The sequence below is a fragment of the Xenorhabdus griffiniae genome, from assembly GCF_001028135.1.
In the GTDB taxonomy this organism is placed as follows: Bacteria; Pseudomonadota; Gammaproteobacteria; order Enterobacterales; family Enterobacteriaceae; genus Xenorhabdus; species Xenorhabdus bakwenae.
Genome location: NZ_LDNM01000070.1, coordinates 1 through 14,830, shown reverse-complemented (window position 1 = coordinate 14,830; position 14,830 = coordinate 1). Strand labels below are relative to the sequence as shown.

The window sequence follows — 14,830 nt, the reverse complement described above, 5'->3', positions numbered from 1 at the left end:
AAATTAATACATCGGATTAAGCTGTAAAGGCGGTTCCTGTAACAGCCTGACTTGTTCAGAAAAAAGACTCACTTGCTTATGCCAAAAATCACTATCAGCCATCCACGGAAACGCTTTTGGAAAAGCCGGATCTTGCCAGCGACGAGCAACCCAGGCTAAATAATAGACCATTCGCATCGCACGCAGAGGCTCTATTAACGCCAATGTCTTGGGATCAAATGCCATAAACTGACCATATGACTCAAGCAAGATATCCAACTGGATCACCCTTTCTTGCCGTGAGCCACTCAGCAACATCCACAAATCCTGAATAGCGGGACCATTGCGGGCATCATCAAGATCCACAAACCATGCTTCATCACGCCACAAGATATTACCAGCATGGCAATCACCATGCAGCCGCAATACTTGCCAGTTATCATGCCATTGGCTTGCGACTGCCTGATTCAATTCATCGAGTGCAACCAGAAAATTCTGTTTATGCCGGGCGGAAATGAGTTTACATTCAGCGAGATGTTGGTACGGCTGATATAAATATTCATTCAGATTAAGGGTAGGACGAGCAGAAAATGGCTTTTTTGCCCCGATTTGATGCATTCTTCCCAGCAATCGCCCAACGTCTTCCAATTGGTCAAAACTATCTGACTCGTACTGACGCCCCCCCACACTGGGAAAAATGGCAAAAAAGAAACCGCCGTAATTCAGCACTGTCTGCCCGTCAAACATTAACGGGGCTGCCACGGGCAAATCAGCCTGCTGCAATTCATGGGCAAAATCGTGTTCTTCCTGAATTTGCTGCTGGCTCCAGCGCAGGGGGCGATAAAATTTCACAACATAGCGTTTGCGGTTCTCATCCATGAACTGATACACCCGATTTTCATAGCTGTTCAGTTCAGTCAGACCAGAATCAAGATACAGGCCAGATTGCCCCAATGCATCCATGATTAAATCTGGCGTAATATTTTGGAAATTAAAAGCTTTCGGTTCTGTCACAACACAGTTCTCTCTTTATCAATCTTCAATAATGCCCCGGGCACGCAACAATGCCGTCTTAAAATCTGCTTCATAATCTTTTTTCAACCCAGGGATTTCTGCATGGCTATCCGTACCGCGCATTTTCAGGTGATAAATCAAAATATCATCCGTTAATTCAGACAACTGCCCTGTGAATCCCGCTTCATCAGCCAGTTTTTGCAAAAGTGCCAGCAAATTTAAATTCGGCTCATTCTTCCATACTGGATGTAAAAGTTCGATAACTTCATTGAGGCGGTGATACTTCATTTTTAGTTCCTTATAAATCACGATACAAATTAGCAGGGTTAATGACTTTGAGAAAGCATTGGTCTGTCAATCAGCGTAAAGTTATACTGCCACCTCAAGCAGCATGGTGAGATATTGATTCACAATTGAAAGACAAAGGGTATACCAAACATTAAATATTTCATTGCCCAATATCAGGTGATTTTACATGACGCATCCAAAAATCAGTGGCGCAATTCTGGCTGGAGGATTATCCACCCGCATGGGAGGAAACGACAAAGGATTGCTGCAATTTAACAATGCACCACTCTACCAACACATTGCCACAAGATTGCAGCCGCAGGTTCATGAACTGTTGGTTAATGCCAATCGCAATCTGGCGGTTTATTATCAGAGTGGCTATCCCGTCATACCGGATATCATTGCCGATTTTTCCGGGCCATTGGCAGGTATGCTGGCGGTTTTAAAAAGCGCCATCCACGAGTGGGTGGTATTTGTTCCTTGCGATGTCCCCAATTTCCCGGAAAACCTGGTCGCAACACTGTGGCACTACAAACAAAACGCCTTGGCGGCTTATGCTCATGACTGCGAACGCGCTCATCCTACTCTGGTATTAATGCACCGCAGACTAATCCCCCGCCTGGAAAGCTATCTGGCTTTGGGAGACAGAAAACTGATGTTCTTTATGCAGATGATTAAGGCAAAAGCGGTCTATTTTCCCAATCCCAATGCGTTCACCAACTTAAATACCCCTGAAGAATGCCATCATTGGAAACGCCTTCAGGAGATGGCATGAACCACAGCACCAACAACACAACACTGCCTATTCTGGGTATCACCGCTTATAGTGGAACCGGAAAAACGACACTATTGAAGCACGTTATTCCACTGTTACGCCAGCAACACATCCGCGTTGGGCTGATTAAGCATACTCACCACAATATGGATGTCGATAAGCCCGGCAAGGACAGCTACGAGCTACGCAAAGCGGGGGCGGCACAAACATTGGTTGCCAGCCAGCAACGCTGGGCTTTGATGACTGAAACCCCAGAGTTGCCGAAACTGGATCTTGACTACCTTGCCCGTCAATTTGATGTCAATTTGTCGGATCTGATTTTGGTTGAAGGATTCAAACATGAACCCATCCCCAAAATCGCACTTTATCGAGATGGCTTAAACTCTACCGTTGATGAGCTTCTCGATCCGCATGTCATAGCAATTGCCAGCGATATTACGCTGGCAACACCACTTCCACAGTTTGATATTAATCGGCCGGAACAAGTGGCAGCGTTTATTGCCGAGTGGTTACATCAATAACCGTGGTTATAACAATAAGAAATATTTCCTGTCACTCGACCTGATGTCCCCTTGCCTTACTTCCCTTCCGGCATCAAACCAATAAACGTGGTTTTTTTACGGGGTTCAGTCATCAATGCTTCCAGTTTTTCAACACAACGCAGGTAATGAGGCGTTTTCTTATGCGCTGCAACTGCCGCTTCGTCAGCATAGGCTTCATAGATATAGAAGCGAGTCGGGATATTCTCATCACGCAATACATCGAACCGTAAATTACCCGGCTCTTTAACAGAGCCAAAGTGATTATCCCGAAATACTTCGATAAATTCGTCTATCTTGTCGGCCTTAACATTAATTTCCACTAATGTGACGTGCATATTATTTCCCCCTGGCTTTTTCACTCAGGAAAAGCTCATAAGCCTGAGCAGGTTTCTCATGATGATGCACCACGGCCTGCACCGCTTTCAGCATCGCAACAGGGGCTTCCGACTGGAAGATATTGCGTCCCATATCCACACCAGACGCTCCCTGATCAATCGCCTGATAGCACATATTCAACGCCTCCGGTTCCGGCAATTTTTTACCACCCGCAATCACAATCGGCACTGGACAACCCGCCACAATCCGCTCAAAACCGCTTTCGACATAATAGGTTTTGATGATGTTCGCCCCCATTTCAGCTGCAATGCGAGTCGCCAGCGAGAAGTAACGTTGGTCACGCGCCATATCTTTACCGACGCCCGTCACCGCCATTGTTGGCATGCCATAACGTGTTCCCTGATCCACCAGCTTGATAATGTTCTTGATAGATTGGTGTTCGTGTTCTGAACCGATATAGACCTGTGCTGCAACCGCACAGACATTGAGGCGCAGTGCATCTTCCATCGCCACCGCAACAGCTTCATTGGAGAGTTCAGTCAGAATCGAGTTCGCCCCAGACGCACGCAGGACGACAGGTTTATTGGTTGCAGGCGGAACCTGACTGCGCAGGATACCGCGGGTACACATCAACACATCGGTATATTCAAACAGCGGGGCGATATTGATATCAATACGCTCCAGGCCTGTCGTTGGTCCCTGAAAATAACCGTGGTCAAATGCCAGCATCACCGTTTTATTGGTGGTGGGATTGAAAATCCGTGACAAACGGGACTGCATACCCCAATCCAGCGCACCACAGCCTTTCAGTTCAAACAGCGTGTTCTGTTGCGGTGTATTAATGCCAAAATCTTTACCCTCTTTGATATCATCTAAATCTGCCATTTCTCCCTCCAGAAAGGTGTCAGGGGCTGTATACCCGCCCCATGAATTAGAAACCGTACTGATTGATATTGTCTTTGGTGAAAAATAACCAAACATGAACATTTATTTATTAAAAATATTTTTGTTCAAAACTCTAATTCATAATTATAGATTTTTGCAGTATTCCGATCACATTCTGTGAAAAAGTTAAAGTTATGTTAAAGTCCATTCAGATCGCTATGAAAATTGATCGACGAATAGTACTCATCCACTCCCTGTGACATATCGAACAAAGGTAACGACAGACGAGGATAGCATCATGAATCAACGCGCTTATACCCCCCCATCAGGGAAGTATCTGATGGCGCTTGATGCAGGAACTGGCAGTATCCGGGCAGTTATATTTGATCTCGAAGGCAATCAGGTTTCCGTTGGACAAGCTGAATGGATACACCATCCCGTACCGAATGTTGCGGGTTCAATGGAATTTGATCTGAAAAATAACTGGCAACTGGCCTGCCAATGCATTCGGCAGGCACTGCAAAAGGCAGAACTGCCTGCCAAGTCGATTCAAGGTGTTGCCGCCTGTTCAATGCGGGAAGGGATTGTCCTTTATAATGGCGACGGCGATCCTATCTGGGCATGTGCCAACGTAGATGCCCGCTCCAGTCGTGAAGTCAGCGAACTGAAAGCGCTTTACAATAATACCTTTGAATATGATGTCTACCGCCATTCCGGCCAAACATTGGCATTGGGAGCCATGCCACGCCTGCTTTGGCTAGCGCACTATCGCCCTGATATCTATCAACAAGCCAGTACCTTAACCATGATCAGTGATTGGCTGGCTTATATGCTAAGTGGCGAGCTGGCCGTTGATCCCTCTAACGCGGGCACAACAGGCATGCTGAATTTAGCCAGCCGCGATTGGTGCCCCAACCTGTTAGAAATGGCAGGATTGCGCTCTGATATCCTCTCTCCCGTCAAAGAAACGGGCACCTTGCTCGGCTATATTACGGCAAAAGCCGCGGCAGAATGCGGCCTGAACAGCGGTACTCCCGTGATTATGGGTGGTGGCGATGTTCAACTCGGCTGCCTTGGCATTGGTATCGTCAAACCCGCCCAAACCGCAGTACTCGGCGGAACATTCTGGCAGCAAGTCGTCAACCTGCCTGAACCGATCACCGACCCCAACATGAACATCCGTATCAATCCGCACGTTATCCCCGGCATGGCACAAGCAGAATCCATCAGTTTTTTCACCGGTCTCACCATGCGCTGGTTCCGCGATGCTTTTTGCGCAGAAGAAAAACGGCTGGCGGAACGACTGGGCGTTGATGCCTACAATCTGCTGGAAGAGATGGCGGCAAGGGTTCCTGCCGGTGCACATGGCGTCATGCCGATTTTTTCCGATGTTATGCGCTTTAAATCGTGGTATCACGCTGCGCCATCTTTCCTCAATCTCTCGATTGATCCAGAAAAATGCAACAAGGCAACGCTATTTCGGGCGCTGGAAGAAAACGCCGCTATCGTCTCGGCCTGTAACCTTGATATGGTTTCGGCTTTCTCTGGTGTCCAGGCAGAATCGCTGGTCTTCGCAGGCGGTGGGGCAAAAGGCAAACTCTGGAGCCAGATCCTGTCTGACGTTACGGGGCTGCCTGTTCGCGTGCCTGTGGTAAAAGAGGCAACGGCATTGGGTTGTGCCATTGCGGCAGGGGTGGGGGTTGGATTATATGCTTCCATGCCCGCAACAGGAGAAAGATTGGTACGTTGGGAGCGGGAATATCAACCGAATTTAAACCACCGTGAGGTTTACCAGAAAGCGAAAAAAGACTGGCAGGCGGTGTATGCAGACCAACTGCATCTGGTGGATGACGGGCTGACAACTTCGTTATGGAAGGCACCGGGGTTGTGATTCAACATTTAATAAAAAACTTTCCACCTGAGATGTAGCGCCTATCTCAGATAAAAAAGCCAGAATAACTCTGGCTTTTTTCAGCAATAAATAATGGGGAATTACGCTTAAAACCTATCCCATTATCTCATCGTCACAAACTCTTCTGCCGCCGTCGGATGGATAGCAACCGTATTATCAAAATCCTTCTTCGTTGCCCCCATTTTCAACGCAACCGCAAAACCTTGCAGTATTTCATCCATGCCAAAGCCGATACCGTGAATACCGACTATCTTCTCATTGGCTCCTATACAGACCAGCTTCATACGGCATGGCTGACGGTGCTGCGTCACTGCGGTGTACATTGCGGTGAATGACGATGTATAAACCTTAACCTGATCTTCACCATACTGAGCTTTTGCCTGTGGCTCCGTCAAACCTACCGTGCCAATTGGTGGATGGCTAAATACCACTGTAGGTATATTGGTGTAATCCAGATGCTCATCAGGTTTATTATTAAACAGACGCTCTGACAAACGACGCCCTGCGGCTATCGCAACTGGCGTCAACTCCACCGCGCCCGTGTTATCACCCACCGCATAAATACCATTAACATTGGTGTTCTGATATTTATCGACCTGAATATAGCCTTTTTCATTCAGTTCAACACCTGTAGCGGCCAGATTCAGTTTATCTGTCATCGGCTCACGCCCAATCGCCCAGATCAGCGTATCAACAACCTGCTCCCGGCCATCCTGCAATTTAACTGTCAGGCTGCCATCACTATTTTTAATCACGGACTGTAATATTGCTTCTGTATGCAGTATTGGCCCTTCATTTTTGATGACTTCCAACAGTGTTTCCACAATCAGGGGGTCAAAAGAACGCAAAGGTGCATGTTTACGGACAAACAGATGTGCTTCGCTACCCAGTGCATTCAAAACACCCGCGATTTCAACAGCAATATAGCCAGCCCCGACCACAGCAACACGCTTCGGCAGTTCATTCAGCTCGAAGAAACCATCTGAATCAATGCCATATTCCGCACCGGGAATATCTGGACGTACAGGACGCCCCCCTGTTGCGATCAGGATATGGTCAGCCGTGATTTTTTCGCCATTAACCTCGACAGTATGCGCATCAACAAAACGGGCAAATCCCTGAATAACATCGACCTTATTATTATTCAATACGCGTTCATATGACTGATGGATACGCTCAATATAAGCAGTGCGGCTGGCAATAAGTTTTTTCCAGTCAAAGTGATTGACGGTGGTATCAAAACCATAATCGGGACCATATTGATGAATAGATTCCGCAATTTGAGCAGCGTGCCACATCACTTTCTTTGGTACACAGCCCACATTAACACATGTTCCACCTAACGCCTTTGCTTCGATCAGGGCACATTTTTGCCCATATATAGCGGCACGGTTAATGGAAGCAATACCGCCACTGCCACCACCAATTGCAATATAATCGTAATGTTTACTCATCTTAGGTCATTTCCGTCTAATCAATTAAGTTACTGCTAAAGCTCAACCTGACGTCATTATTACAAAAAGTTATCACTGACAGTGGACGATTCTAGCTCTCATTGCCATAGGCCACGGCTATAGAGTGATAACGCCACACTAAACCTTTACCTTATTCGGAGACAATCCACTCTACTGATGTATGTCCTGTACCTTCAGGAACCAGTACCTGATGCAACCACGGCAATACAGCCTTCATCTGTTGTTCTAATTTCCACGGCGGATTAATGACGATCATACCTGATGCCGTCATACCACGCTGATCACTATCAGGGCGAACACCAAGTTCAATTTGTAAAATCTTACGAATACCAGCGGCTTCCAGCCCCTTCACCAAGCGTTTAATCTGCTGACGCAGAACAACGGGATACCACAGTGCATAAGTCCCTGTAGCAAAGCGCTTATACCCTTCCTGAATACCCTGAACGACATTCTGATAATCCGATTTCAATTCATAAGACGGATCAATCAGTACAAACCCACGACGGCTTTTTGGTGGCAGCTTTGATTTTAATTGCTGGAAACCATCTTCCCGCAGGACACGGGCACGTCTGTCGCGGGAAAACTCCGTACGTAACAGAGGAAAATCGCTAGGATGCAATTCACTCAGATTAAGCTCATCATGCTCCCGCAATAAATGACGAGCAATCAGCGGAGAGCCTGGGTAATAACGTAAGGAGCCTTGTGGATTCAGCATCTTCACAACATCCATATACGCCGCCAATTCTTCGGGGATATCATCACGCTGCCAAATACGGGCAATACCGTCCAGATACTCTCCTGTACGTTCTGCACGTTCTCCACTCAAATGATAGCGGCCTGAGCCAGCGTGAGTATCCAGATACAGGAAAGGTTTTTCTTTTACTTTAAGTGACTCAATGATCAGGCTTTGTACTACGTGCTTTAACACATCAGCATGGTTGCCGGCATGGAAGCAATGGCGATAACTTAACATTGGATTTAACCCCGAGAGCAAAATATTGATAACTTGCCTGATGCCCTATCAGACAACTAAAGGGGCATTATAGCCTCATTCTTAACAAAAAAGATAAGTGCCTCTTTTTGCTCTCTTCGTTGTGAATCTAAGGGGAGCTTTCAGGATCAAAGCAAGATCAGCGTATAAAATTTCAGATAAATAACCTAAAAATCTTAGGAATAATTCATGATGTCGAAAACAGTGATCTTATCTGTATTGATCGTTTTCAGTATGAGTGTTGCCTATGCAAACCGGGGTAAAACGGGATGTGAGATTAAGAAAAAAACGTTGGAAAAACAGCTCCAGTATGCTCAGGCAGATAAAGATAAGCGTCTGATAAAAGGATTAATGCGCTCTTTGGAAAACATAAAGACTACATGTGCTCTGGAAGAGCTTCTTCAAGCACAAAACAATAAGCCAGAAACCGTAAAAGGCAACGCGAAAAATAATACAACAGGGAACTCAGCTGACAAGAACAGTTCACCACCGTTGAAACAGCCAAGTAGCAAAAGGCCATCTCACAAACCGTCCAAAAGCAACAAAATAGACATAAGAAAGAAAAAATAAAAAAGTGCAGGTCAGGTACAAAACACGGCCTGCATCTAATCCTGTATTTATTTTATCATCCAATAGGTTTATAGCTCCCTCCCTCTAATTTGCTGCACATTAGAAGGGAAGATATTGTAATAGATTTTATCACTCATAAGCGGTTCATTTTCAATTTTCACAGAAAGAATGGAGTTATCTTTAGAAATAGCATAATGGCTAAAATAATTTCCTTCTCTTTCATAAGGATAATAAAAATTAGGCTTAATGAATTTTTTCATATAAGACTCATCTGGTGGATGATACTCATCTGAATAAATCACCTTCTGATCTCTGACAAAAATAATTTTATAAAAAAGGCTGGTTTCGTAATTAAACTTTGCCCCGATAATTTTTTCAATATCCTCCGGCGCTATGCCTTTGTCGATGATATACATTTTGTCCCAGTCAAAAGGAATAATTTTATTCATATCAATCAAACAGGTTGTATTTCTCTGGCAATGCTTATCGGCATAAACAATAATCCCTAATCTGCTGTTTTCAAAAGACAAAAATAAAATAGCAATTCCCAGTATTAACGAAAAAATAATCATATTACTTTTGTTGACACCACGGAAAAACATCATTCCCCCCTTCATAATCAAATTTGATATGAGAAAACGGCCTTGGAATTTTAACCTTTAAAATCAAGTGATTGATATTATTCCTTATGAATTTTACAACTGCATTTTTATCGCCACATCTTGCTTCACGGCACTGATAAACACAGGCAAAAAACACGCCCTTCTGCCTTTCCAACAGCAGCCTGATTTTTTTAGGGTTTACAATTGCTATGAAGGTATATCTTGAATTGTGGAGACAATTCGACATCACTTATTACTTACAAGCGATTGTTATACAATTGCTATTTGATATCTTAAGTGCGGTTTACAAGATAAAAATAGATGTCCACTTCCAATCTCTAGCATCAAGAGAGTTATACAGGGACACTCAGGATGACTAAAAAGTATAGTAATTGTACCCGCGTTTTTTTTGATTTCAAATAGAAAAATATGGTAAGCAAATAATAAATTAGATAAATAGTTGCTAACGTGATTTTATGATAGTTTTAGAGCAATCTCGTGTATCTGATTTGTTATATTAAAAAATAATCATAAAGAGAAAGGAAATACAGGTAATTTATGCATATCAGTGTACTTTTGCATTCACCTACCTTAGGGAACCGCCAAAAACTTTTCACAGCCACAAAATTGATCAAAATGTAGACACGGCACATCTCCGCAGGGTAGCGCTAAATGGAGCTTGGTTGAGCGCCTACTCCGGCGCTATGTTGGTGAGTACAAACAATACGCCCATCAATAAACAACCATTTTGTATCAATAATGCCAGATAACCAATTGAAAATAAGCTGTAAAATGCCTTTTTTAACCCGGCATTAAACCGCGAAAAGACCGTATTCCATTTGCCAAATTCAGGCGATAAATCCCGCCATTATTATCGACCCTTTTATAGTTACGATATATCCTACGCAAAGCAAAAATTATTATTTGGCAAAATAAGTTGCGACCATATCTTTATTACCGTGACCCGCTTGTTGTGCTCGTTTGAAACGCTCAAGTCCTGCCTCAACACCATCAACTTTTACACCAGCGCGTTTGGCGGCATCTATAACTAATTCAGCATCCTTTACTGCATTATCCAAAGAGAAGCTAGCATCATAATTTCCAGAAATTATTGCAGCAGACTTTAGCTGGAAATACATATTATCCATCGGTCCGCCTTTAACTACGTCAATAACAAGTGATGGATCTACACCAAGAGCTTTAGCGATAGATAAGCTTTCAGCGATCCCATGTGTTAAAGCGAAAGCCCAACTATTTAGGGCAAGTTTGAGCTTGCTACTCACACCGCTTTGTTCTGAAACCCACACAGTACGCTGACCAATGGCATCAAATATAGACTGAACTGTATTACGATCGGATAAAGGACCTGACGCAATAATAATTAACTTACCTTGCTCAGCTGGACCTTTAGTTCCTTGAACTGGAGCATCAAAATATTTAAGACCATTTTCAGCAGCAAAGGTTTCAAGTTGTTCATTTGCTGTAATACCAACAGTACTGCTCTGAATCCAGATTGTCCCTTTGGATAAATTAGGTAATGCAGAATTTATAACTTTTAATACTGAATCACCATCTTTAAGCATTGTTAATATAATATCAGCATCACTAACTGCGTCTTGCACGTACTTGTGTACAGTTACTCCGAATTCTTCCAGATTTTTTGCTTTTTCATAAGTGCGACTCCATGCGCTAACGTTAAAGCCATTCTTTTGTAAATTACAAGCGATAGCAGCTCCCATAATACCAGTACCAAGTACTGCAATTTTATTAGTGTTTGCGTGTACTATTTGAGTCATAAATTTATCCTTCGAAATATGAAATATAATCTCGTTTGCTTAGATCGGGTATATTTTCAAACTGACAATTTAAAAAATAAACACCCGTTATTAACTAATCATTTCAAAAAATTTTGTATTTTTACGATATGATGATTACTTATTCTATTGTACTCATCGCAACGTCAACGATATCAGCGAGTCGCTCAGAACGATCTGTTTGAGGCGCTCCTTTACTGACAACTCTAATTCCTTGAATTGTGCTGACAATAAATCTAGCCAGAGCGATGGGCTTTTTGGTCGGGGCTATTTCACCTGTGACTTGACCTCGAAGTATCAAAGTACTCAGAGCATGTTCCATTCTGCTTAGGTTCATCGCTACCAGATTGGCAATATCACTGTCATGTCGTGCCATTTCCAAAGAAGCATTTGCAACCATGCATCCCAACTTTGCAGTATCATTGAGTTCTTCTGAAACGATTTTCAGAAGTAATTGTCGAATCAAATCCTTAACTGAGTCGTTTCGAGTAAGTAATTCAACGTAACTTGCTGTCATTTCATAATAAGACTGTAGGGCAAACTCATAGAGTCCATGCTTACTACCAAAAGTATTGTATAAACTCCCTCGTCCTAATCCCGTATCATCTACTAAATTCTGAATACTTGTACCGGAATACCCGCGAAGCCAAAAAGTACGCATTGCAGCCTTAGCTATCACATCCAGATCAAATTCTTTTGATCTCATAAAACTTTCTCTTTTTGTAATGATCGGTCAAATAAAATTTATCACCAAGCATATAAGACAGTCAAGTTTGATATATATAGCAGAATCATAAAGATGGTATGGCAGTACGTATTCCGACCCAAGACAAAGAGAATGTAATGAATGGTGCGCAGGGCAAAGCTGTACTTGTAGTGGCTTAAAGCCGCTGGGTTTGATAAGGGCTGTACCCTGACCGTGAAGATACTGGATGGCTGTCTGGTGCTTATTCCTGACAGCGACGACACCCGCACCATCAAGCAACAGTACCAGCGCCAGCAGGATCAGCTCAGTGAGATTAAGCTCAAGATGCGGGAACTGCTTGGAGATTATAAGGCAGGATAATCGTAAAAAGCCGGAAGATCATAGAGATCTTTCCGGCTTTAATCTTAAATATAAGACATTAATCGTTTATATAAGAATTCGATAAAATCGCTTGCGTATAATTTATGTTCTTCACCTAATGCAACATAAATAGCTTTCAATTCTTTGGTATCAAAGTAAAATTCTTCTCCAAAGTCAGTATTTGATACAACTAAACGCCCTTCATTCAGGTAATTATTAGCTATTGTATTTTGGTATATTAAGTCACCACCTACAGCTTCTTCGAATGGAATGCAATATATACTGTATATTTCATCACCACATATATCGCCGCCGCCAAAGTTTTCTAAAAACCATTTATAATCATTAGGTAAGACCAAAGATAATGCGCTTTCTGCTTTTTCTATCCATTCAGTTGAAGGTGCATCATCTGTGCTACCCATATTTAATAAATCTGAATGTTGAGCAAATAGATCTAATAATTTCACTCTATTCATTTAAAATCTCCAGCTCTGTTCATCCAATACTCCTCTCTCCATTTATTAAATGCAGTACGATTTATTCCTGAAGGAATGGTATTAGGATTTATATGAATTGCTTTGTGATTGGTTTTATGGAATGTCTGGCTAAGCTCAGCTATAGGGCCATGTTGAGTTTGTAGCATATGATGTAAATTGACAGCCTTACCATCATACCCAACAGGTGCTCTACCTGATGCCATTCGTTCAATATTCGTTCCCCTGATCACTTTCCCTTTATCCCTCCATGTTGACATTTTTTGAGGATCGAATAAATCATCTCGTTGATAGACTTTATTGCCCTTAAAGGTAACAGGAACAGACCAATATTTTCTCTTTTGTGAATAACAACCAGCTAGCCCCAGAGGGTCTACCCAACCCGTGGGATTATGCACATAAGAATACGGGTTAACCCCCCCTGCCAGCCCCAGCGGATCCTTAGGAACGATTCCGGTGCGGTCGTACTTTTTTACGTAATTTTTTCTTTTAATATCAGATTATTAAAGAACCGTTTTTACCCGTTTAGCCCACATCCACGAACTTAAAACGCCGATACGCACTTTTGCGCTGTTTTGCCATGTTGCCCCGGTGCGCTTTTGCCGGGCTACCGCCGCAAGCCGTTGTGCAGTATAGCGCCCCTTTTTCTGATTGATGGGGTAATCAACCTGATTTTGTGCGGTTTTTCACCATCGGCAACGGGCGAACGCTGCCCGGCTTGCCGGGCGGCGGGCGGCAGAGAGCCTGCCAGCGGCGCCCTGCGACGCTCTCAGGCATGGAAGCCGAAGATTGTGCTCGGTTTTGTTGATGGCACTTTACTCAAGGGAAGCCCCCTGCGGGGGCTGCACGGGGCGGAGATGGCGAGCACGGTAACGAGCGAGGAGCGCAGCGACTGCGAGCCGGGCGCAGCCAGTGCAGCGGGGTCGGGGCGGGGGAGGTAAATTTGCGGAGGCCGCAGGCCGACCTGCCTACCGGGAAGTTTGCCGGAACAACGCAAGGCAGCTAAAGAAGACGTGATTTTGCCGGAACGTGGCACAGTGCTCAGGGTCGGCGCGGGTCTTTGGCCGGGACTGGCTCAGAAGCTGACAGCAGAAGGCGCCAGCCTTGTGCGGCGGCACCTTGCGATGCCGATAAGCGGGGGCGCCAGACATAATGTGTATTATGCGATGCGAGCCGCTTTACCGGTTTTTGGGGGACTACGTGGCTGAACGGCGAGTTTCGCATAATTCCCCAACATTATGTTGAGTGGGCTTTGGACGGCCTGCACTGACTGAACGGGGGCAGCATTGTTCAGGCCGACCATGGCCCACGTACCCCCGCAGACACCGAGGCCGACGGGCAGTCCGGCTACGGTCTGCCCCTGCCCCGTACCCAGCGAACTTAACGGGGACGGTCGGGTTGTCCGGTGCGCTGTGGTTTCGGTTCGGCGCCCGGCTTTCCGCTGGCACGGTCTGCGCTGCTTTCCGGTGGTGTCGGTGTATCACGCTCTGCCGGATGGGTTTGTTTATGCACTTTCTTCAAGTGACCGATAGCCACCCGTGTATAGATTTGTGTTGTATTCAGCTTTTCATGCCCCAGCATCGCCTGGATATGGCGGATATCGGCACCGTTATCCAGCATCTGCGTGGCCATTGAGTGCCGGAACAGGTGACACGCCCCCGGCTTGTCCAGATGTGCCTGCTGCCGGATGGCTTTGCCTGCGATTTGCGTCAGGTGTCCCAGACTCAGCGGCCTGCCCTTTTGCGAGATAAACAGATAACCGCTGTCATAGTGCGCGGCCAGTTGTGGCCTGACGTTGACCAGATAGCGTTTCAGCCAGCCCAGCGCCCGCTCACCGACAGGCACAACCCGATCTTTATTCCCTTTGCCCTGATTTACCACTACCGCACCACGTTCGAAGTCGATGTCGCCCCGCTGAAGCTGGCGCAGCTCCATGCGCCGGATGCCGCTGCTCCAGAGGATTTCCAGCATCACCCGGTTGCGAAGTCCCAACACACTCTGATCGTCAAGGCTCTCCAGCACCTGTGTGGTTTCCCGTTCACTCAGGATCTGCGCCGGCAGCCGCTTTTCTTCTTTCGGCAACACCA

At 45.0% G+C, this 14,830-nt stretch carries 17 protein-coding genes and 2 pseudogenes; 6 read left to right on the top strand and 13 right to left on the bottom strand.

Features of this window, described 5'->3' with window-relative positions; all coding sequences use genetic code 11:
• Nucleotides 1-3 precede the first annotated feature (3 nt).
• Together AAY47_RS13910 and AAY47_RS13905 are read right to left on the bottom strand one after the other, a co-directional pair.
• Entirely contained in the window at nt 4-993 is a 990-nt protein-coding gene (locus AAY47_RS13910) for a serine/threonine protein kinase (RefSeq protein ID WP_072059800.1), read from the bottom strand.
• An 18-nt stretch (nt 994-1,011) separates the two neighbouring features.
• Complete coding sequence (locus tag AAY47_RS13905; protein ID WP_047770746.1) at nt 1,012-1,281, bottom strand: YihD family protein; 270 nt, start codon at nt 1,279-1,281, stop codon at nt 1,012-1,014.
• A gap of 187 nt (nt 1,282-1,468) precedes the next feature.
• Between AAY47_RS13905 and mobA the strand changes: the two genes are divergently transcribed.
• A complete protein-coding gene (gene mobA, locus AAY47_RS13900) occupies nt 1,469-2,056 on the top strand; it encodes a molybdenum cofactor guanylyltransferase MobA (RefSeq protein ID WP_047770745.1) in 588 nt (195 codons plus the stop codon).
• The gene (gene mobB, locus AAY47_RS13895; RefSeq protein ID WP_047770744.1) at nt 2,053-2,577 is read left to right on the top strand and encodes a molybdopterin-guanine dinucleotide biosynthesis protein MobB; all 525 of its coding nucleotides are present in this window, start codon (nt 2,053-2,055) and stop codon (nt 2,575-2,577) included. The genes mobA and mobB overlap by 4 nt, the downstream gene beginning before the upstream one ends.
• 56 nt (nt 2,578-2,633) lie before the next feature.
• Here mobB and lsrG read toward each other — a convergent pair whose 3' ends face one another.
• A complete protein-coding gene (gene lsrG / locus AAY47_RS13890) occupies nt 2,634-2,933 on the bottom strand; it encodes a (4S)-4-hydroxy-5-phosphonooxypentane-2,3-dione isomerase (protein WP_047770743.1) in 300 nt (99 codons plus the stop codon).
• Between the two features lies 1 nt (nt 2,934).
• Nucleotides 2,935-3,819 (bottom strand): 3-hydroxy-5-phosphonooxypentane-2,4-dione thiolase, encoded by an 885-nt coding sequence (gene lsrF / locus AAY47_RS13885; RefSeq protein ID WP_047770742.1) that lies wholly within the window; start codon nt 3,817-3,819, stop codon nt 2,935-2,937.
• Between the two features lie 298 nt (nt 3,820-4,117).
• On the opposite strand from lsrF, the gene lsrK reads away from it, so the two are divergent.
• Nucleotides 4,118-5,710 (top strand): autoinducer-2 kinase, encoded by a 1,593-nt coding sequence (gene lsrK, locus AAY47_RS13880; RefSeq protein WP_047770741.1) that lies wholly within the window; start codon nt 4,118-4,120, stop codon nt 5,708-5,710.
• A 122-nt stretch (nt 5,711-5,832) separates the two neighbouring features.
• Here the strand turns inward: lsrK and gorA are convergent, their stop codons facing one another.
• Complete coding sequence (gene gorA / locus AAY47_RS13875) at nt 5,833-7,185, bottom strand: glutathione-disulfide reductase (protein WP_047770740.1); 1,353 nt, start codon at nt 7,183-7,185, stop codon at nt 5,833-5,835.
• 151 nt (nt 7,186-7,336) lie between these two features.
• On the bottom strand, nt 7,337-8,179 hold the full coding sequence (locus AAY47_RS13870) for a 23S rRNA (adenine(2030)-N(6))-methyltransferase RlmJ (protein WP_047770739.1): 843 nt from the start codon (nt 8,177-8,179) through the stop codon (nt 7,337-7,339).
• A 207-nt stretch (nt 8,180-8,386) separates the two neighbouring features.
• On the opposite strand from AAY47_RS13870, the gene AAY47_RS13865 reads away from it, so the two are divergent.
• The gene (locus AAY47_RS13865; protein WP_047770738.1) at nt 8,387-8,767 is read left to right on the top strand and encodes a DUF1090 family protein; all 381 of its coding nucleotides are present in this window, start codon (nt 8,387-8,389) and stop codon (nt 8,765-8,767) included.
• 68 nt (nt 8,768-8,835) lie between these two features.
• Here the strand turns inward: AAY47_RS13865 and AAY47_RS13860 are convergent, their stop codons facing one another.
• The 4 genes and pseudogenes from AAY47_RS13860 to AAY47_RS13850 form a co-directional block, all read right to left on the bottom strand.
• Nucleotides 8,836-9,369, bottom strand: a complete 534-nt coding sequence (locus tag AAY47_RS13860; protein ID WP_047770737.1) for a hypothetical protein — start codon at nt 9,367-9,369, stop codon at nt 8,836-8,838.
• Nucleotides 9,370-9,999: 630 nt separating this feature from the next.
• Nucleotides 10,000-10,237, bottom strand: a pseudogene (locus AAY47_RS22770) (IS5/IS1182 family transposase); the annotation flags it as partial.
• Nucleotides 10,238-10,289: 52 nt separating this feature from the next.
• Nucleotides 10,290-11,165 (bottom strand): NAD(P)-dependent oxidoreductase, encoded by an 876-nt coding sequence (locus tag AAY47_RS13855; RefSeq protein WP_047770736.1) that lies wholly within the window; start codon nt 11,163-11,165, stop codon nt 10,290-10,292.
• A 139-nt stretch (nt 11,166-11,304) separates the two neighbouring features.
• Entirely contained in the window at nt 11,305-11,889 is a 585-nt protein-coding gene (locus AAY47_RS13850) for a TetR/AcrR family transcriptional regulator (RefSeq protein ID WP_047770735.1), read from the bottom strand.
• A gap of 180 nt (nt 11,890-12,069) precedes the next feature.
• On the opposite strand from AAY47_RS13850, the pseudogene AAY47_RS21320 reads away from it, so the two are divergent.
• A pseudogene (locus tag AAY47_RS21320) lies at nt 12,070-12,249 on the top strand (type I toxin-antitoxin system SymE family toxin); the annotation flags it as partial.
• A 44-nt stretch (nt 12,250-12,293) separates the two neighbouring features.
• Here the strand turns inward: AAY47_RS21320 and AAY47_RS13845 are convergent.
• A complete protein-coding gene (locus AAY47_RS13845) occupies nt 12,294-12,725 on the bottom strand; it encodes an SMI1/KNR4 family protein (RefSeq protein WP_047770734.1) in 432 nt (143 codons plus the stop codon).
• Entirely contained in the window at nt 12,722-13,141 is a 420-nt protein-coding gene (locus tag AAY47_RS13840) for an HNH/ENDO VII family nuclease (protein ID WP_053014289.1), read from the bottom strand. The genes AAY47_RS13845 and AAY47_RS13840 overlap by 4 nt, the downstream gene beginning before the upstream one ends.
• A gap of 582 nt (nt 13,142-13,723) precedes the next feature.
• On the opposite strand from AAY47_RS13840, the gene AAY47_RS21760 reads away from it, so the two are divergent.
• A complete protein-coding gene (locus AAY47_RS21760) occupies nt 13,724-13,951 on the top strand; it encodes a hypothetical protein (protein ID WP_047770732.1) in 228 nt (75 codons plus the stop codon).
• A 172-nt stretch (nt 13,952-14,123) separates the two neighbouring features.
• Here the strand turns inward: AAY47_RS21760 and AAY47_RS13825 are convergent.
• Nucleotides 14,124-14,830, bottom strand: a 707-nt coding sequence (locus AAY47_RS13825) for a tyrosine-type recombinase/integrase (protein ID WP_047770731.1), incomplete at its 5' end; no start/stop codon positions are given.